General features: G+C 68.8%; 18 protein-coding genes. 15 read left to right on the forward strand and 3 right to left on the reverse strand.

Features of this window, described 5'->3' with window-relative positions; genetic code table 11:
* Window positions 1-4: 4 nt before the first annotated feature.
* Window positions 5-1159, reverse strand: a complete 1155-nt coding sequence (locus RMP06_RS20810) for an AIR synthase-related protein (RefSeq protein ID WP_310463706.1) — start codon at window positions 1157-1159, stop codon at window positions 5-7.
* A gap of 45 nt (window positions 1160-1204) precedes the next feature.
* Here RMP06_RS20810 and dnaX point away from each other — a divergent pair, with 45 nt between their 5' ends.
* The 3 genes from dnaX to recR all read left to right on the forward strand — a co-directional run bounded on the left by dnaX (window position 1205) and on the right by recR (window position 4042).
* Window positions 1205-3046 carry a DNA polymerase III subunit gamma/tau gene (dnaX, locus tag RMP06_RS20815; protein WP_310463707.1) on the forward strand — a complete coding sequence of 614 codons (1842 nt, stop codon included), beginning with the start codon at window positions 1205-1207 and terminating at the stop codon, window positions 3044-3046.
* A gap of 65 nt (window positions 3047-3111) precedes the next feature.
* Window positions 3112-3438: a YbaB/EbfC family nucleoid-associated protein gene (locus tag RMP06_RS20820; RefSeq protein ID WP_179635470.1), complete on the forward strand. Its 327-nt coding sequence runs from the start codon at window positions 3112-3114 to the stop codon at window positions 3436-3438.
* Window positions 3439-3451: 13 nt separating this feature from the next.
* Window positions 3452-4042, forward strand: a complete 591-nt coding sequence (recR, locus tag RMP06_RS20825; RefSeq protein ID WP_310463708.1) for a recombination mediator RecR — start codon at window positions 3452-3454, stop codon at window positions 4040-4042.
* 33 nt (window positions 4043-4075) lie between these two features.
* Here the strand turns inward: recR and RMP06_RS20830 are convergent, their stop codons facing one another.
* Complete coding sequence (locus RMP06_RS20830; RefSeq protein WP_310463709.1) at window positions 4076-5806, reverse strand: transglycosylase SLT domain-containing protein; 1731 nt, start codon at window positions 5804-5806, stop codon at window positions 4076-4078.
* Window positions 5803-6573, reverse strand: a complete 771-nt coding sequence (gene gloB / locus RMP06_RS20835) for a hydroxyacylglutathione hydrolase (protein WP_310463710.1) — start codon at window positions 6571-6573, stop codon at window positions 5803-5805. The genes RMP06_RS20830 and gloB overlap by 4 nt, the downstream gene beginning before the upstream one ends.
* A gap of 97 nt (window positions 6574-6670) precedes the next feature.
* Between gloB and RMP06_RS20840 the strand changes: the two genes are divergently transcribed.
* The 12 genes from RMP06_RS20840 to kynA all read left to right on the forward strand — a co-directional run bounded on the left by RMP06_RS20840 (window position 6671) and on the right by kynA (window position 18755).
* Complete coding sequence (locus RMP06_RS20840; RefSeq protein WP_310463711.1) at window positions 6671-7429, forward strand: class I SAM-dependent methyltransferase; 759 nt, start codon at window positions 6671-6673, stop codon at window positions 7427-7429.
* 9 nt (window positions 7430-7438) lie between these two features.
* Complete coding sequence (rnhA, locus tag RMP06_RS20845) at window positions 7439-7939, forward strand: ribonuclease HI (RefSeq protein ID WP_310463712.1); 501 nt, start codon at window positions 7439-7441, stop codon at window positions 7937-7939.
* An 82-nt stretch (window positions 7940-8021) separates the two neighbouring features.
* The gene (locus RMP06_RS20850) at window positions 8022-10388 is read left to right on the forward strand and encodes a bifunctional salicylyl-CoA 5-hydroxylase/oxidoreductase (RefSeq protein WP_310463713.1); all 2367 of its coding nucleotides are present in this window, start codon (window positions 8022-8024) and stop codon (window positions 10386-10388) included.
* On the forward strand, window positions 10388-11176 hold the full coding sequence (locus tag RMP06_RS20855) for an SDR family NAD(P)-dependent oxidoreductase (protein WP_310463714.1): 789 nt from the start codon (window positions 10388-10390) through the stop codon (window positions 11174-11176). Before RMP06_RS20850 ends, RMP06_RS20855 begins: the two co-directional genes overlap by 1 nt.
* Before the next feature lie 17 nt (window positions 11177-11193).
* Complete coding sequence (locus RMP06_RS20860) at window positions 11194-11691, forward strand: MarR family winged helix-turn-helix transcriptional regulator (RefSeq protein ID WP_310463715.1); 498 nt, start codon at window positions 11194-11196, stop codon at window positions 11689-11691.
* On the forward strand, window positions 11688-12530 hold the full coding sequence (locus RMP06_RS20865) for an enoyl-CoA hydratase family protein (protein WP_310463716.1): 843 nt from the start codon (window positions 11688-11690) through the stop codon (window positions 12528-12530). The genes RMP06_RS20860 and RMP06_RS20865 overlap by 4 nt, the downstream gene beginning before the upstream one ends.
* Before the next feature lies 1 nt (window position 12531).
* Complete coding sequence (locus tag RMP06_RS20870) at window positions 12532-13671, forward strand: acyl-CoA dehydrogenase family protein (RefSeq protein WP_310463717.1); 1140 nt, start codon at window positions 12532-12534, stop codon at window positions 13669-13671.
* Between the two features lie 35 nt (window positions 13672-13706).
* A complete protein-coding gene (locus RMP06_RS20875; RefSeq protein WP_310463718.1) occupies window positions 13707-15323 on the forward strand; it encodes an AMP-binding protein in 1617 nt (538 codons plus the stop codon).
* Window positions 15320-15712 (forward strand): RidA family protein, encoded by a 393-nt coding sequence (locus RMP06_RS20880; RefSeq protein ID WP_310463719.1) that lies wholly within the window; start codon window positions 15320-15322, stop codon window positions 15710-15712. Before RMP06_RS20875 ends, RMP06_RS20880 begins: the two co-directional genes overlap by 4 nt.
* Before the next feature lie 21 nt (window positions 15713-15733).
* A complete protein-coding gene (locus RMP06_RS20885) occupies window positions 15734-16594 on the forward strand; it encodes an alpha/beta hydrolase (RefSeq protein WP_310463720.1) in 861 nt (286 codons plus the stop codon).
* 20 nt (window positions 16595-16614) lie between these two features.
* Entirely contained in the window at window positions 16615-17910 is a 1296-nt protein-coding gene (gene kynU, locus RMP06_RS20890; RefSeq protein WP_310463721.1) for a kynureninase, read from the forward strand.
* On the forward strand, window positions 17907-18755 hold the full coding sequence (gene kynA / locus RMP06_RS20895; RefSeq protein WP_310463722.1) for a tryptophan 2,3-dioxygenase: 849 nt from the start codon (window positions 17907-17909) through the stop codon (window positions 18753-18755). The genes kynU and kynA overlap by 4 nt, the downstream gene beginning before the upstream one ends.
* Window positions 18756-18758 lie beyond the last annotated feature (3 nt).

The raw sequence follows: 18758 nt of genomic DNA on the forward strand, positions 1-18758 counted from the left end.
GCGGTCAGCGCAGCTGCAGATCGTCGTTGCTGAACGAGATGTCCAGCGGTTCGATCAGCACCTGCTTCGGGCCATCTTCAACCACGCCGGCGTTCCAGGCCGCGATGCCCTGGGCGCGGGCGATCTCGACAGTGCGTTCCGCGTCTTCCGCCTGGACGAAGATCGCGAAGCCGGCGCCCATGTTCAGCGTCGAGTAGGCCTCGCGGTCGTCCTGCCGGGCCTGTTCCTGGATGAATTTCAGCACCGGCGTGACGGGCGGCACCGTGTGGATGCGGTAGGTCAGTTCACTCGGATGGCGCAGCAGCTTGCGCCAGCCGTGGCCGGTGATGTTGGCGCAGTAGTGCGGCGTGATGCCGGCTTTCCACAGCGCCTCGGTGACCGGCGAATACAGCACGGTCGGTGCCAGCAGCGCTTCGCCGTAGGTGACGCCTGGCGAGATTTCGGTGAGGTAGCCGTTTGGCAGGCGCTCGACCAGCTTGCGCGCCAGGCTCAGGCCGTTGGCGTGGATGCCGCTGGAGGCCAGCAGGATGATCGCGTCGCCCGCACCCAGCTTGTCGCCGACCGACAGGCGCTCTTTCGGGTTGATCAGGCCGGTGCAGGAGGCCGCCAGGTCAATGCGGCCTGCCTCGACGATGCCCGCCAGTGCCGGCGTTTCACCGCCGCCCCACGCGACGCTGCAGACCTCGCAGGCGCGCTTCCAGCCCGCGACCAGAGCCTGTGCGCGCTGGCTGTCGCCAAACCAGTCCGAGCCACCGGCCGCCCAGTAGGCCTGCACCACCAGCGGCGTGGCGCCGACGGTGATCAGGTCATTGATCGCCATGGCGATCGTGTCCTGCGCGATGCCGTCGTAATAGCTCTTGCCGGTGAGGGTGGCCATCTCGTCGGCCACCAGCGTCTTGGTGCCCAGGCACTCCACGATGGACGCCAGATAGAACGGACCCACATCGACCACGTAGGCCGATTCACCGCGCGAAGCGGCGACTTCGGTGAACCCGTGGCCGGCGAGGTGGACGGCGGTGGACGCGGCAGCGCGCTGCGCGGTGACCTTGAGCGGGTCGATCAGGTCGTAGTTGACGCCGGCCTGCTCGTAGCTGAGGGTGCCGGTCTGGTCGGAGGGTTGGCCGTGGGAGTGGTCGGAGGGCGAGGCAGATTGATTCATGGGGCTGGATTATCGACCAGCCCGGCCCGCCTACAATCCGCCCCCATGTCGTATATCGTCCTCGCCCGCAAGTACCGGCCCCGCAGCTTCACCGAAATGGTGGGCCAGGAGCACGTCGTGCAGGCCCTGAGCAATGCGCTCACGCGCCAGCGCCTGCACCACGCCTACCTGTTCACGGGCACCCGCGGCGTCGGCAAGACCACCGTCTCCCGCATCCTCGCCAAGAGCCTGAACTGTGTCGGCCCGGACGGCACCGGCGGCATCACGGCCGCGCCCTGCGGCGTCTGCAACGCCTGCCGCGACATCGACGCCGGCCGCTACGTGGACTATGTGGAACTCGACGCCGCCTCGAACCGCGGTGTGGACGAGATCAGCCAGTTGCTGGACCAGTCGGTCTACAAGCCGGTGGTGGGGCGCTTCAAGGTCTACATGATCGATGAAGTCCACATGCTGACGATGACCGCGTTCAACGCGATGCTCAAGACGCTGGAGGAGCCGCCGGAGTACCTGAAATTCGTGCTAGCGACGACCGATCCACAGAAGGTGCCGGTCACCGTGCTGAGCCGCTGCCTGCAGTTCAACCTGCGGCCAATGGCGCCACAGACGGTGCAGGAACATCTCGATCAGGTGCTCCAGGCCGAAGCGGTGCCGGCCGAGATCGGCGCGCTGCGGCTGCTGTCGCGGGCGGCACGCGGCTCGATGCGTGATGCGCTGTCCCTGGCAGACCAAGCCATCGCTTTCGGCGGCGGGATCCTGGACGAAGCGGGTGTGCGACAGATGCTGGGCGCCGTGGACCGCGGCCATGTGGTGCGGATCGTCGAGGCGCTGGCCGCCAGCGATGGCGCGGCGCTGGTGCGCACCGTGGACGAACTGCGCGGACTGGGCCTGTCCGCCGCGGGCACGCTGGAAGAACTGGCGACCTTCGCACAGCAGATGGCGCTCGTTCAGGCCGTACCGGATGCCGCCGATCCCACCGACCCGGATACGCCTGCCGTTCGCGCGCTCGCACCGCTGCTGGCACCGGACGAAACGCAGGTCCTCTACAGCATCGCGCTGCACGGCCGGGCCGAGCTTGCGCTGGCGCCTGACGAATACAGTGGCTTGATGATGGTGCTGCTGCGCCTGCTGGCGTTCCGGCCGCAAGGTGCGGCGGTCGTGGCCACGCCGGCAGCGCCGCGCGTGGCACCACCGGTCGCCGTTGTGGTGAAACCAGCGCCTCCGGTCGTGTCGTCCCGTGAACTGCTGCGGCCGGTCGCGGCGAGCACGCGTGTCGCGGTGGTGCCTGCCCCCGTGCCCGTTCCTGTGTCTGCACCAGTTCCAGTTCCAGTGCCTTCTCCAGCACCCGTCGCAGCCAAACCCAGCGGCTTGGCGCCCTGGGAAGAAGGTCCGCCAGCCGACTGGGACGAGATCCCGTTGGAGGGTGATCCGGTGCCAGCGCAGACGCCGGTTCGTGCTGCCGAGTCGTCCGCCCCGTCGCTGGAAGATCCTCTCGTGACCCGCTGGACCGCGCTGTTCACGGAACTCGCCGGCCGCGGTGGCATCAATGGCCTGGTGCGCGAACTGGCCTGGCAGGCGCAGTGCCTGTCCATCGACGAGCAGGCGACGCCGTGGCGTTTCGTGTTGCGCGTCGAGCGTGAATCGCTGCGCCAGCAGGGGCACCGGGATCGCCTGCAGGCGGCGCTGAGCGAGTTGCTGGCGGAGCCGGTGGTGCTAGACGTCGTCGCCGGTGCGGTGTCCGACAGCGCCGCCCGGCGCGATGCCGCACGCCGTGTGCAAGCCCAGAACGACGCCGAGGCCGTGATCACCAGCGATCCGCTGGTGGCCGAGCTGCTCGCGCGCTATCCGACCGCGCGCATCGTGCCCGGCTCGATCCGCCCTGTGGCCTGAATCGCCTTCTCCCTCCGTTTTCCATTGCAATTTCTCCGCAAGACCGCTCCCAGAAAGGACACCCCATGCTCAAAGGACAGCTCGCCGGCCTGATGAAACAGGCGCAGGCCATGCAGGACAACCTGAAGAAAGCCCAGGACGAACTCGGCCTGATCGAGGTCGAAGGCCAGTCCGGCGCCGGTCTGGTCAAGGTCGTCATGACCTGCAAGCACGACGTCAAGCGCGTCACCATCGACCCCAGCCTGCTGGCCGATGACAAGGACATGCTCGAAGACCTCGTGGCCGCTGCATTCAACGACGGCATCCGCCGCGCCGAAGCCCTCAGCGCCGAAAAGATGGGCAAGCTGACAGCGGGCATGCCGCTGCCGGGCGGCATGAAGTTCCCCTTCTGATGCGGGACGGCGCGTGAGCGCTCCGGACGCCCTCGCCACGCTGGTGGATGCACTGCGCCGGCTGCCCGGCGTGGGCGTCAAGTCGGCACAGCGCATGGCTTACCACCTGCTGCAGCACGACCGGGATGCTGCGATGCAGCTGTCGTACGCACTGGACCACGCTGTCCACAGCGTGCGGCATTGCGAACGCTGTCACACCTTCACCGAGCAGCCGGTGTGTGTCACCTGCCTCGATCCGGTACGCGACGAGCGCACGCTGTGTGTCGTCGAGACACCGGCGGATCAAGCCGCGATCGAGCGGACTGGCAGCTACAAGGGCCTGTACTTCGTGCTGATGGGCAAGCTCAGTCCGCTCGACGGCATAGGCGCCCATGACATCGGTTTGCCCGAATTGCTGGAGCGGGTCGGAGACGGTCTGGTGCAGGAGTTGATCGTCGCGACCGGGTTCACTGCAGAGGGCGAGGTCACGGCCCACGTCATCGGCGAAACGCTGCGGGCGCGGGGCGTGAAGGTCACGCGGCTGGCGCGGGGCGTGCCGATCGGCAGCGAACTCGAATACGTCGATCTCGGCACGATCGCCTACGCATTCTCGGACCGCCGCTGAGCACGGCGGCGGCGATCCTCCCGGGCGGGCGATTTATTTGCGTGCGAGGCGGGTTGGGCGGATCTTGGTGTCCTTGACCGCATTGCCACGTGCGGCAGCGAGCTGACGCGACGCTGCCGTGCCACCAGCCTTGGTCACCCGCTCCGAGCGGGCGGCCAGGGCCAGCTCCCGCCGCGAGAGCTGGCGATCCGCCTTGCCGGCCGCTGCCATTTCACGCCGGGAAGCGCCGGCTTCCTTGACCGGTTGCCAGATCACGAGGGCCTGCGCTTTCTTGAAGCGCGTCTCGTCGTCAATGTGGTTCCAGTGGGCAATCTGCGTGGCCGTCACACGGTAGCGCTTGGCCAGCGCGAGCACGGTGTCACCCTTGCGGGCCTTGATGGCCACCTTGCGCAGCGGCGGCAGATCGGGCGCCAGCGCCATGTGGGCGTTGTCGGCAACGTGTTCCGGCACATCCTGCACGCGTTGTTCGCTGCGCTGCACCAGCAGCGTCGAGCCGGCCTTGACCAGCATCTTCGGCGGGATGTGGTTCATCTCGCGCAGCGACGCTTCGCTCATGCCGGCTTGCCGAGCGGCTTCGGCGCTGCGCATCGTGCTGGGCACGACCCACGCCGTCCAGCTCGCCAGCGGTCCACGAAACTCGCCCAACCGGCGGATGAAGCCCCCTGCGTTGTCGTAGGGCAGCAGCACCTGCGGTGTACCGGCCGCCAGGATGACCGGCTTGTTCATCTGCGGATTGAGCGCCTTGAACTCGTCCAGCGTCATGCCCGCCAGCCGTGCCGCAACGGCCACATCCATGTCCCGGCGGATCGGCACGCTCACGAAGTAGGGGTGGTTTTCCAGCGGCGGCAGCGCCAGGCCGAAGTCCTGCGGAGCCATCACGATGTTCTTGACCGCCTGGAACTTGGGCACGTAATGCCGCGTCTCGGCCGGCATGTTCAGGCTCTCGTAGTCGGTGGGCAGACCGGCACGCTGGTTGCGCTCGATGGCCCGCTTCACATTGCCTTCGCCCCAGTTGTAGGCGGCCAGCGAGAGCTGCCAGTCACCGTTGAACATCTTGTTCAGGCGGCCCAGATAGTCCAGTGCCGCCCGGGTCGAGGCCAGCACGTCGCGCCGGTCGTCGCGGAACATGTTCTGCTTGAGGGCGTAGTCCTTGCCGGTCAGCGGCATGAACTGCCACATGCCGGAGGCGCGCGCCGAGGACATGGCCTGCGGATTGAAGGCGCTCTCGATGAAGGGCAGCAGCGCCAGCTCGGTCGGCATCTTGCGGCGCTGCAACTCTTCGACGACGTGGAAGAGGTAACGTGAGCCGCGCTCGGTCATGCGCTTGACGTAGTCGGGACGGCTGGCGTACCAGCGCTCGTGTTCGCGTACCAGATCGCTGTCGAGTACAGGCATGCCGAAACCGGTCCGTACGCGGCCCCAGAGATCCTTGCGGGCGTTGATGTCGTTCAGCACCATCGTCTGGCCGCTGAGCGGGTCTTCCAGCGGGCCGACGGCATCACGCGGATCTTCGACGATGGACGGCATGGCCGCAGCCCCGGCCGGCAGCACCGACTTGGCGATCACCGGCTCGATGCCCGGAACCGGTGACAACGGGCCTTCCGAGCGCAGCAGCGCCAGCGGCTGCTCCTTGGCACCGACGGTGGTCATCATCGGCGGCGGCTTGACGTCGTCCTGGCTGTTGTCGGGCATCGACGCACAGCCGGTCAGAGCCAGCATCAGCGCCGACAGGGCAAACGTGGTGGGGCGTACATGACGGGTCATTGAAACTGGTCTTTCCATCGTCGTATCGTTGCGAGCACCGACACCGGATCCCGGCCATCGGCGCCTCGGGCGACCGCACAGGCGATCACGTCCGGCTGGTCGCAACGCAAATAAGGGTTGATCTGCCGCTCCCGCCCGATGGTCGAGGGCAGGGTGGGGAGACCGCGTTCACGCAAGGACTGGCACTCGGCCTGGTACGCCGCCAAGGCGGGGCTGTGCGGCTCGACTGCGCGCGCGAAACGCAGATTGGCCAAGGTGTATTCGTGGGCGCAGCAGACCAGCGTCTCGGCTGGCAGTGCAGCAAAGCGGCCCAGCGACGCATGCATCTGCGCTGGCGTGCCTTCGAACAGCCGGCCGCAGCCGCCCGAGAACAGCGTATCCCCACAGAACAGGACCGATCCGGTGAAAAACGCCAGGTGTCCCAGCGTGTGCCCCGGGACGGCCATCACCTCGATGTCCAGGCCGAGGCCCGGCAAGGCAATGCGGTCTCCGTCGTGGACGGGGATCACCGGCACAGGCATCGGCTCGTTGCCCGGACCCCAGATCTGCGCCGCCCGCGCCCGCGGATGGTCGCGCAGTGCCCGCAGACCTCCGACATGATCGGGATGCTTGTGGGTCACTAGAATGCCTGTGAGCTGCAAGTCGGCCCGGTCCAGTGCGGCAATGACCGGCGTCGCATCTCCCGGATCGACCACCACCGCCTCGCGGCCGTCGTGGATCATCCAGAGGTAGTTGTCGTCAAAGGCGGGTAGAGATAGCAGATTCATGGCGCAGGATTCCCTGATTATAGAGATGGCCCCCTGGTTGAAAGCACCGGCTGGCCGATATCTGCTTGCCTGGGAGCAGCGGCAGCTGGACCGGGTCGTGGCAGACATCTTCGGCTACCACGCCGTCCAGGTGGGCTGGCCAATGGTGCAGGCCTTGCGTTGCAGCCGCATCAGCCACCGCTGGATGCTCAACGACGGGCAGCTCGATGCCGACCTGCTCTTTACCCCGGCGCTCCTCGGTACCGGCGATGCGGGCCTGCGCGGAGGGGATGGCGCCTTGCCTGTCAGCGTGCTCACCGACTACGACGCACTCCCTTTCCCCAGCAACAGCCTGGATCTGGTCGTTCTGCCGCACACGCTGGAGATGACGGCGGACGCGCACCACACCTTGCGCGAGGTCGAGCGCGTGCTGATGCCGGAGGGCCGTGTGGTCATCGTTGGCTTCAATCCGGCCAGCCTCTGGGGCCTGTGCCACCGGCTGGACACGGTCGGTCGCCGCATCGGCATGACCAGCCCGGTGATGTCGGAGACCGGCGAATTCATTGGCTGGCGGCGGCTGCGCGACTGGCTGCGCCTGCTGGGTTTCGAGATCGAATCGGGGCAGTTCGGGTGCTATCGTCCACCGTTTGCCTCGCAAGGATGGCTCGACCGCAGCGCCTGGTGGGACGAGGCCGGCGAGCGCTGGTGGCCGGTCTTTGGCTCGGTCTACATGGTGACCGCCGTCAAGCGCGTGCGGGCGATGCGCCTGCTCGGCCCGGAATGGAAGCGCAAGCGCCGCGCGGGTGCCGCACCCGCCACCGTCGCCCAGCGCCAGCCGCACCCCACGCCAGGCCCCTCCCGGAACTCGACTGAATAGCCACACTGCATGACCGAAGACACCGTTTCCCCCGCTCCAGCCACCGCAAAACCTGCGCTGTCCGTGACTCGACCGCAGGTGGTCATCTACACCGACGGCGCCTGCAAGGGCAACCCCGGCCTCGGTGGCTGGGGCGCCTGGCTGCAGAGCGGCGACCATGCCAAGGAACTCTTCGGCGGCGAGCGCGACACGACCAACAACCGCATGGAAATGACGGCGGTGATCGAGGCGCTGGCAAGCCTGAAGCGCACCTGCGACATCGTGCTCTACACCGACAGCGAGTACGTCAAGAACGGCATCACCACCTGGATTCACGGCTGGAAATCGCGCGGCTGGAAGACCGCGGCCAAGCAGCCCGTGAAGAACGCCGACCTCTGGCAGCGCATGGATGCGCTGTCGCAGTTGCACAAGGTCGAGTGGCGCTGGGTCAAGGGCCATGCGGGTGATCCGGGCAACGAGAAGGCGGATGAACTCGCCAACCGCGGCGTCGAGGTCGCACGCAAGGGGTGACCTGAAAAGGGTCGCGCCGGATTTGCTTGACACTTAAACAATCAATGCCTAAGGTATGGGCTTGCCCTGCCTGGAGCGTTGCATGAAGATCGTCTGTATCGGTGGCGGCCCCGCCGGCCTGTACTTCGCCCTGCTGATGAAGCTGCAGGACGCCACGCACGACATCACCGTCGTCGAGCGCAACCGGCCCTACGACACCTTCGGCTGGGGCGTCGTGTTCTCGGACGCGACCATGGACAACATGGACCAGTGGGATCCGGTGACGGCGGCCGAGATCCGGCAGGCGTTCAACCACTGGGACGACATCGAGCTGCATTTCAAGGGCGCGGTCATCCGCTCCGGCGGCCACGGCTTCGTCGGCATCGGCCGCAAGAAGCTGCTCAACATCCTGCAGGCCCGCTGCGAGCAGCTCGGCGTGAAGCTGGTGTTCGAGACCGACGTGGTGTCCGACGAGGAATTCCCCGACGCCGACCTCATCATCGCCAGCGATGGCATCAACTCGCGCATCCGCCAGCGCCACGCCCACGTCTTCCAGCCCGACGTGGTGACGCGCCCCAACCGCTACCTCTGGCTCGGCACGCACAAGCGTTACGACGCCTTCACCTTCCTGTTCGAGAAGACCGAACACGGCTGGTTCCAGGCCCACATCTACAAGTTCGACGCCGACACCTCGACGGTGATCGTCGAATGCCCGGAACACGTCTGGCGGGCGCACGGGCTGGACCGGATGGACACGGCCGAGTCAGTGACGTTCTGCGAGCGGGTGTTCGCGAAGAACCTGCAGGGCGCGGCGCTGATGACCAATGCGCGGCACCTGCGCGGCTCGGCGTGGCTGAACTTCCAGCGCGTCAAGTGCGAACAATGGTCGCTGTTCAACGGCCGCAGCCACGTCGTGCTGATGGGCGACGCGGTCCACACGGCGCATTTTGCGATCGGCTCGGGCACCAAGCTGGCGATCGAGGACGCGATCGAACTGACGCGGCAGTTCAAGGAACTCGGCGACACCCCGGCGCAGATCCCCGCCGTGCTAGCCCGATACCAGGCGCTGCGCCACATCGACGTGCTGCGGCTGCAGAACGCGGCGTGGAACGCGATGGAGTGGTTCGAGGTCTGCGGCGAGCGTTACTGCGACCAGTTGCCGCCGCCGCTGTTCATGTACTCGATGCTGACCCGCAGCCAGCGCATCAGCCACGAGAACCTGCGCCTGCGCGACGCGGGCTGGCTGAACGGCTACGAGCGGTGGTTTGCCGAGCAGGCGGGCGTAACGCCGCCGCCGGGTCAGCTCACGCCCCCGCCGCCGATGTTCACGCCGTACCGGCAGCGCGGGGTCACCCTGAAGAACCGCATCGTCGTGTCGCCGATGGCGCAGTATTCCTGCGTGGACGGGCTGCCCGCCGACTACCACCTGATGCACCTCGGGGCGCGGGCGATGGGCGGCGCGGGGCTGGTGTTCGCCGAGATGACCTGCGTGTCACCGGATGCGCGCATCACGGCGGGTTGCCCGGGCTTGTGGAACACGCAGCAGCGCGACGGCTGGAAGCGCATCGTCGATCACGTCCACACCTGGTCGGACGCGAAGATCGCCCTGCAGCTCGGCCACGCCGGCGCGAAAGGCTCGACCCGCGTCGCGTGGGAAGGCATCGACCAGCCGGTGCGCGAGGACGAAGGCGGCTGGCCGCTGATCTCGGCGTCGCCGCAGCAGTACCTGGACGGCGTGAGCGACTGGTCGCGGGCGATGACGCGGGCGGACATGGACCGGGTGCGCGATGACTTCGTGCGCTCGACCGCATGGGCGGCGGAAGCCGGGTTCGACTGGCTGGAGCTGCACTGCGCACACGGCTACCTGCTGTCGTCGTTCATCTCGCCACTGACGAACCACCGCGAGGACGCTTACGGGGGCACGCTGGAGAACCGGCTGCGCTACCCGCTGGAGGTCTTCCGCGCCATGCGGGCGGTGTGGCCAGTCGAGCGGCCGATGTCGGTGCGGATCTCGGCGCACGACTGGGTGGAGGGTGGCATCACGCCGGACGACGCGGTGCAGATCGCCCGCGCGTTCAAGGCGGCGGGCGTGGACATGATCGATTGTTCGTCCGGACAGGTCAGCAAGCAGGAGAAGCCGGTCTACGGCCGCATGTTCCAGACTCCGTTCGCCGACCGCGTGCGCAACGAGGCGGGCATCGCGACCATCGCCGTGGGCGCGATCTCGGAGGCGGACCACGTCAACAGCATCATCGCCGCCGGCCGCGCCGACCTGTGCGCCGTCGCCCGGCCGCACCTGGCGAACCCGGCCTGGACGCTGATGGAGGCGGCGCGGATCGGCTACCTGGAGGTCGCGTGGCCACGGCAGTACAGCGCGGGCAAGGTGCAACTGGAGCGCAACCTGGAGCGCGAACGTCAGCTCGCCGCGCAGGCCGCTGCGTTGAACGCGCCGCGTGGTGGAGACGCTTGATGAACACCACCTTGAGCCTGGCCGGCCAGCACGCGCTGGTGACCGGCGCCGCCAGGGGCATCGGCGCGGCCATCGCCCGCACGCTCGCGGGTCAAGGCGCGATGCTGACGCTGCTCGGCCGCCAGCGCGACGCCTTGCAGCGTCTCGCGGACGAACTGCCCGCCGCTGCGGGGCAGGTCCACGGCATCGTCGTCGCGGACGTGGCCGATCCGACGCAGGTGGACGCCGCCTTCGCCGAGGCCCGCGCCGCCCGTGGCCCGCTGGCGATCCTGGTCAGCAACGCCGGACAGGCCGAGAGCGCGCCGTTCGGCAAGACCTCGCTCGACCTGTGGCAGCGCATGCTGGCGGTCAACCTGACGGGCAGCTTCCTGTGCGCACAGGCCGCGTTGCCCGACATGCTCGCCGCCGGCCGGGGCCGCATCGTCCACATCGCCAGCACGGCGGGGCAGCGCGGCTATCCCTATGTCAGCGCCTACGTGGCCGCCAAGCACGGCGTCATCGGCCTGACGCGCTCGCTCGCGCTGGAGGTGGCGACCAAGGGCGTGACCGTCAACGCCGTCTGTCCGGGCTTCACCGAGACCGACATCCTGCAGGCCAGCGTGGCCAACATCGTCGCCAAGACCGGTCGCACCGAAGCACAGGCCCGCGCAGAACTCGCCAGCGGCAGCCCGCAGCGGCGTTTCGTGCAGCCGCAGGAGGTCGCCGACGCGGTGGCGTGGCTGTGCAGCGAAGGCGCGGGGTCGGTCACGGGGCAATCGATTTCTATTTCTGGCGGGGAGGTGATGTGATGGGCAAAGGGCATGACATGGCAAACGACGAACACCTGGGCCACGAAGCCCGCGCTCAGGGCGATGACCACCTGGACGTGAAGGTCTGGCTGCGCCTGCTGGCGTGCAGCACCGAGATCGAGCAGCACATCCGCCAGCGCCTGCGCACCCGCTTCGGCACCACGCTGGCGCGCTTCGACTACCTCGCGCAGCTCCAGCGCCACCCGGACGGGCTGCGCATGAACGTGCTGTCGCGCTACCTGATGGTGACCGGCGGCAATGTCACCGGCCTGACCGACCAACTCGTCAAGGACGGTCTCGTCGAGCGCAGCGACGACCCGGAAGACCGGCGCTCCTACCGCGTGGCGCTGACGCCGGCGGGGCACGAGGACTTCGCCGCGATGGCCGCCGAGCACGCGCAGTGGCTGGCGGAGCTGTTCGGCGGCTTGTCGGTCGAAGCCAAGGACGCCCTCTATCACCAGCTCGGCCACCTGCGCCAGCACCTGAACTCGACCCTTCGGAGCACCACGCCATGACCGATCCCGCTTTGCTCGCCGGCACCCGTCAGCGTCTGGCCGACCACGCCGCCACGCACTTCCTCTGGCAGGTGCAGGCCGGCGTCGGCACCCTCACGCTCAACCGCCCCGAGCGCAAGAACCCGCTGACCTTCGACTCCTACGCCGAGCTGCGCGACCTGTTCGGGCGGCTGAAGCACGCCGAGGACGTGACGGTGGTGGTGGTCCAGGGCGCGGGGGGGAATTTCTGCTCCGGCGGCGATGTCCACGAGATCATCGGCCCGCTGATCGCGCTCAAGGCGCCCGAACTGCTGATGTTCACGCGCATGACCGGCGACCTGGTCAAGGCGATGCGGGCGTGTCCGCAGCCGATCGTCGCGGCGGTCGATGGTGTCTGCGCCGGGGCGGGGGCGATCGTGGCGATGGCCAGCGACCTGCGGCTCGGCACGGCGCGCAGCAAGACGGCGTTCCTGTTCAACCGGGTCGGGCTGGCGGGCTGTGACATGGGCGCCTGCGCGATCCTGCCCCGGATCATCGGGCAGGGGCGGGCGAGCGAGCTGCTCTACACCGGCCGCTCGATGGGTGGGGAGGAAGCCGAGCGGTGGGGATTCTTCAACCGGCTCGTGGCGCCCGAAGGACTGGCCGACGCCGCGCAGATGCTCGCCGCGGACCTGGCCGCCGGGCCGACCTTCGCCAACGGCATCACCAAGACGATGCTGCACCAGGAGTGGTCCATGACGATCGACCAGGCGATCGAGGCCGAGGCGCAGGCGCAGGCGATCTGCATGCTGACCGAGGACTTCTCGCGGGCCTACCACGCCTTCGTGGCCAAGCAGCGGCCACGGTTCGAGGGGAACTGAGATGCACGATCTGCTGGACTGGCCGTTCTTCGAGCCGCGCCACCGTGTGCTGGCGACCGAGCTGGACACCTGGGCGCAGGAACACCTGTCCGGCGCCCACGGCCGCGATGTGGACGCCGAATGCCGGGCGCTGGTCACGGCGCTGGGCGACGCGGGCTGGCTGCACCACGCGGTGGGCGACGTGATCGACACGCGCACGGTCTGCCTGATCCGCCAGACGCTGGCGCGGCATTCTGGGCTGGCGGACTTCGCGTTCGCGATGCAGGGACTCGGCTCTGGCGCGATCAGCCTGGCCGGCACGCCCGAGCAGCGGGCGCAGTTCCTGCCCGGTGTCGCCAGCGGCCGGACAATCGCCGCGTTCGCGCTGTCCGAGCCGGACGCGGGATCGGACGTGGCGGCGATGGCCTGCGCGGCCCGGCTGGACGAGGGCGGGAACCACTACGTGCTCGACGGCGAGAAGACCTGGATTTCCAACGGCGGCATCGCGCACCAGTACGTCGTCTTCGCCCGCACGGGTGACGCCCCCGGCGCCCGAGGCATCAGCGCCTTCGTCGTGGACGCCGACACGCCCGGCTTCGAGATCGCCGAGCGCATCGACGTGATCGCGCCGCACCCGCTGGCCCGGCTGCGCTTCAGCGGCTGCCGCATCCCGGTGGCGCGGCGGCTGGGTGCGTCCGGCGAGGGCTTCAAGATCGCGATGCGCACGCTCGACGTGTTCCGCACCTCGGTGGCCGCCGCCGCGCTCGGCTTCGGGCAACGCGCCTTGGCCGAGGGTCTGCACCGCGCCCGCACCCGCAAGATGTTCAAGGGCGTGCTGGCCGATTTCCAGCTCACCCAGGCCAAGCTCGCGCAGATGGCGACGACGCTCGACGCGGCGATGCTGCTGACCTACCGCGCCGCGTGGCTGCGCGACCAGGGGCGCACGGTCACCAAGGAAGCCGCGATGGCCAAGCTCGCCGCCACCGAGGGCGCGCAGCAGGTTATCGATGCGGCCGTGCAGCTCTGGGGCGGGTTGGGTGTCGTCAGCGGGCAGCCGGTGGAATTGCTCTACCGCGAGATCCGGGCGCTGCGCATCTACGAAGGCGCCACCGAAGTCCAGCAGCTCATCATCGGCCGCGAGCTGCTGCGCGAGCCGACCTGAACCCGTCGCGACCTGTCGCTTCACGAGGATCTGCCATGACCGCCCACCTCGACACCTTTGCCCGCGACCACCTGCCGCCCGCATCCGCGCAGCCCGAGTTCCTGTTCGAGCTGCCCGAGCTGCAGTTCCCGGCGCGGCTGAACTGCGCCACCGAGCTGCTGGACCGCCGCGTCGCCGACGGGCAGGGCGATCGGCTGTGCATTCGGGCGCCGGGTGGTCTGCGCTGGACCTACGCCGACCTGCAGGCCCACGCCAACCGCATCGCCAATGTGCTGGTGCAGGACATGGGGCTGGTGCCGGGCAACCGGGTGCTGCTGAGCGCGCCGAACAACCCGATGCTGGCGGCCTGCTGGTTCGCGGTGATCAAGGCCGGTGGCATCGCGGTGGCGACCATGCCGCTGCTGCGCGCCAAGGAGCTGACGGCGATCGTCGAGAAAGGACGGATCAGCCACGCGCTGTGCGATCTGTGCCTGGCGGGCGAGGTGCGGGCGGCACAGCGCCAGGCCCCGGTGCTGCAACAGGTTCGCTTTTTCAACCACCCCGGTGCGCAGGGACTGGAAGCCGCGATGGCGCACCACAGCGACCGCTTCGACAACGTGGACACGGCGGCCGACGACACCTGCCTGCTCGCCTTCACCTCGGGCACCACCGGCGTGCCCAAGGCGACGATGCATTTCCACCGCGACGTGATGGCGGCGTGTGCGTGCTGGCCGAAGCATGTGCTGCGCCCGCAGCCGGACGACGTGTTCATCGGCAGCCCGCCGCTGGCGTTCACGTTCGGGCTGGGCGGGCTGCTGCTGTTCCCGATGTCGGTGGGGGCGTCCACGGTGCTGCTAGAACGCGCCTCGCCCGAGCACCTGGTCCAGGGCATCGAGGACCACGGCGCCACCATCCTCATCACCGCGCCCACCTCGTACCGCACGCTCGCCACCCACGGCCAGCGGCTGCGCAAGTCGGCGCTGAGGCGCTGCGTTTCGGCGGGCGAGGCGCTGCCGGCCGCCACGCGCACGCAGTGGCGCGAGACGACCGGCATCGAGCTGATCGACGGCATCGGCGCGACCGAGATGCTGCACATCTTCATCTCCGCCGACGAGGCCCACGCCCGGCCCGGTGCGACGGGGACGGTGGTGCCGGGCTACCGCGCCTGCGTGCTCGACGCGAGCGGCCGGCCCGTGCCGCCGGGGACGGTGGGCCGACTCGCGGTGAAAGGCCCGACCGGCTGCCGCTACCTCGACGACGCCCGCCAGGCGAACTACGTGCAGGACGGCTGGAACCTGACCGGCGACGCCTACTGGATGGACGCCGACGGCTACTTCTTCTACCAGGCGCGCACCGACGACATGATCATCTCGGCCGGCTACAACATCGCCGCGCCCGAGGTGGAAGGCGCGCTGCTGGCCCATCCCGACGTGGCCGAGTGCGGCGTGATCGGCGTGCCGGATGCCGAGCGCGGGCAGGTCGTCAAGGCGTTCGTCGTGCTGCGCGCCGGGGTCACGCCGGATGACGCCTTGGTCAAGGCGCTGCAGGACTTCGTCAAGCAGACCATCGCGCCCTACAAGTACCCGCGCGCCATCCAGTTCGTCACCGAGCTGCCGCGCACCGGAACAGGCAAACTGCAGCGTTTCCGACTGCACGAGGAGAACCCGACATGAACGTGCTGCTTCCTCCCGGCTGGCCCAGGCCGCGTGGTTATGCCAACGGCGTCAGTGCCCGAGGGCGCATGGTCTTCGTCGCCGGCATGATCGGCTGGGACGCGCAGGGCGTGTTCCACACCGACGACCTGGCCGGCCAGGTGCGCCAGGCGCTGCAGAACATCGTGGACGTGCTCGCGGCGGGCGACGCCAGACCGGAACACATCGTGCGCATGACGTGGTACGTCACCGACAAGGCCGCCTACGTCGCCGCCTATCCCGAGATCGGCCGGGCCTTCCGCGAGCTGATCGGCTGCTACAACGCGGTGATGACGGCGGTCGAGGTCAGCGCGCTGGTCGAGGACCGGGCGAAGGTCGAGATCGAAGTGACCGCCGTCGTGCCTGACTGAACCGAGCTGACCGGAGCCGCCATGTCCCCGCTTTACCGCGATTTCATCGACCAGGCGCAGATCGACGCGCAGTACAACGCCTCGCTGCGCGTTGCCGATCCCGCAGCCGAGATGCGCCACTACGTCGAGCGGGCGCAGCGGGCACGCGCCACGCTGTGCGACGTGCTGGACGTGCGCTTCGGTCCGACGCTTGCCGAGACGCTCGACATCTTTCCGGCTGACCAGCCCGACGCGCCGGTGTTTGTCTTCCTCCACGGCGGCTACTGGCGGGCGCTGTCGTCGAAGGATTTCAGCGGCGTGGCGCTCGGATTGCAGCCGCGGGGCGTCACGACGGTGGTGATCAACTACGCGCTGTGTCCGCGGGTGACGATCGACGAGATCACGCGGCAGACCCGCGCCGCGCTGGCCTGGGTGCTGCGCCATATCCACGAACACGGCGGCGACCCGACGCGGGTGGCGATCGGCGGCCATTCGGCGGGCGGGCACCTGACGGCGATGGCCCTGCAGACCCGCTGGGCCGAGGACTACGGGCTGCCGGCCGATCCGTTCAAGGCGGCGGTGCTGGTCAGCGGGCTGTACGACCTCGCACCGCTGCGCTACAGCTACCTGCAGCCGCAGATCCAGCTCGACGACGGCGTGATCCGGCGCAACTCGCCCGCGTTCAGCGTGCGGCCCTGCGCGACGCCGATCCGCATCACCTGGGGAGGAGCCGAGACGACCGAGTTCGCGCGCCAGTCGGAGGTGTTCCATGACGCCTGGCAGGCGGCAGGCAACAGGTCCGAGCTGGTGCCCGTGCCGGATGCCCACCATTTCAGCGCCATCCACGGCTTCGAGACGCCGGACGGCGGCCTCGCCCGCTGGGTGGCCGATGTTCTCGCTTGAACCGGGTTGAACTTTCCGCCATGACCTTGATACCGACCCCCATCACCCGCGACACCTGCGCCGCGCTGGACGCCGATGACGCGCTCGCGCCGCTGCGGGAGCAGTTCGACCTGCCGCCCGGCGTCATCTACCTGGACGGCAACTCGCTGGGCGTGCTCCCGAGGGCGACGGCGAGCCGCGTGCAGGACGTGATCCGCCACGAATGGGGCCGCGACCTGATCCGGAGCTGGAACACCGCCGGCTGGCTCGACTACCCGCAGCGCGTCGGCGACAAGATCGCCCGGCTGATCGGCGCCGCGCCGGGCGAGGTGGTCGCGGCGGACTCGACCTCGGTGAACCTCTACAAGGTGCTGAGCGTGGCGCTGGCCAGCGTGCGGGCGCGTGATCTGGATGGACGGCGCCGGGTCATCGTCTCCGAGCGCAACAACTTCCCGACCGATCTCTACATCGCCGAGAGCCTGGCCCGCCAGCACGGGTTCACGTTGCGGCTGGTCGAGTTCGACGAGATCGCCGCGCAGCTCACCGGCGCGGCGGGTGACGAACTCGCCGTGCTGATGCTCACGCACGTCCACTACCGCACCGGCCGCATGCACCCGATGGCCGAGGTCACCGCCGCTGCGCACGCGGCAGGTGCGCTGATGGTGTGGGATCTGGCGCATTCGGCGGGCGCGGTGCCGGTGGACCTGAACGGCTGCGACGCCGATTTCGCGGTCGGCTGCGGCTACAAGTACCTCAACGGTGGTCCCGGCTCGCCCGCGTTCCTCTGGGTGCATCCACGGCATCTGGCACAAGCCCCGTGGCAGCCGCTGTCCGGCTGGATGGGCCACGCGGCGCCGTTCGAGTTCACGCCCGGCTACCGGCCGGCGGCAGGCGTGACCGGTTTCCTGTGCGGCACGCCGTCGGCGATCGCGCTGGCGGCGCTGGAGTGCGGCGTGGACACCGTGCTCGCGGCCGAGGCGCACGGCGGCATGGCGGCGGTGCGTGGCAAGTCGCTCGCGCTGACCGACCTGTTCGGCGCGCTGGTGGCGCAACGCTGCGCCGGCCACGGCCTGACGCTGCACACGCCGACCGACACTGCGCAACGCGGCAGCCAGGTCAGCCTGTACCGCGAGGAGGGCGCTTACCCCATCGTGCAGGCGCTGATTGCCCGCGGTGTCATCGGCGACTACCGGGCGCCGGGCATCCTGCGCTTCGGGTTCACGCCGCTGTACCTGCGGTTCGTCGATGTGTGGGATGCGGTGGAGCATCTGGTGCAGGTGCTGCAGACCGGTGAATGGCGGGAAGAACGATTCAACCAGCGGGCAGCCGTGACATGAGCAATCCAGGCAACACCGAACGCATCGTCGCCGAGGAAGGCGCGCAGCTCGATTTCAGTCGCGACATGAGTTACGGCGACTACCTGCACCTCGACCAGATCCTGAGCGCGCAGCATCCGCTCTCGCCCGCGCACGACGAGCTGCTGTTCATCGTCCAGCACCAGACCAGCGAGCTGTGGATGAAGCTGATGCTGCACGAGCTGCGGGCCGCCATCCGCGGCGTGGCCGGCGACGACCTGCACAGCGCGTTCAAGCAGCTCAGCCGCGTCAGCCGGATCATGGAACAGCTCGTCAGCGCCTGGACCGTGCTGTCCACGATGACGCCGCCCGAGTACACGGCGATCCGGCCCTACCTGTCGAACTCCAGCGGCTTCCAGAGCGCGCAGTACCGCTGCATCGAGTTCGCGCTCGGCAACAAGAACGCCGCGATGCTCAAGCCGCACGCGCACCACCCGGCGCGGCTGGCGGAGGTGGACGCCGCGTGGCGGGCGCCGTCGGTGTACGACGAGACACTGCGGCTGATGGCGCGCAGCGGGATCGATCTGCCGGCCGACCGGCTGGAGCGCGACTGGACGCTGCCGCACGAGGCCAGCGATGCGGTGCATCAGGCGTGGCTCGTCGTCTACCGCGACCCGAAGCACCACTGGGATCTGTACCAGCTCGGCGAGAAGCTGGTCGATCTGGAGGACGCTTTCCGCCTGTGGCGCTTCCGGCATGTGACGACGGTGGAGCGCGTGATCGGCTTCAAGCGCGGCACGGGCGGCACCGGCGGGGTGAGCTACCTGCGCAAGATGCTCGACGTGGTGCTGTTTCCGGAGCTGTGGCGCATTCGCACGGAGCTGTAGCCC

Origin of the sequence: Sphaerotilus sp. (assembly GCF_031429695.1) — a bacterium.
Taxonomy (GTDB): Bacteria; Pseudomonadota; Gammaproteobacteria; order Burkholderiales; family Burkholderiaceae_C; genus Sphaerotilus.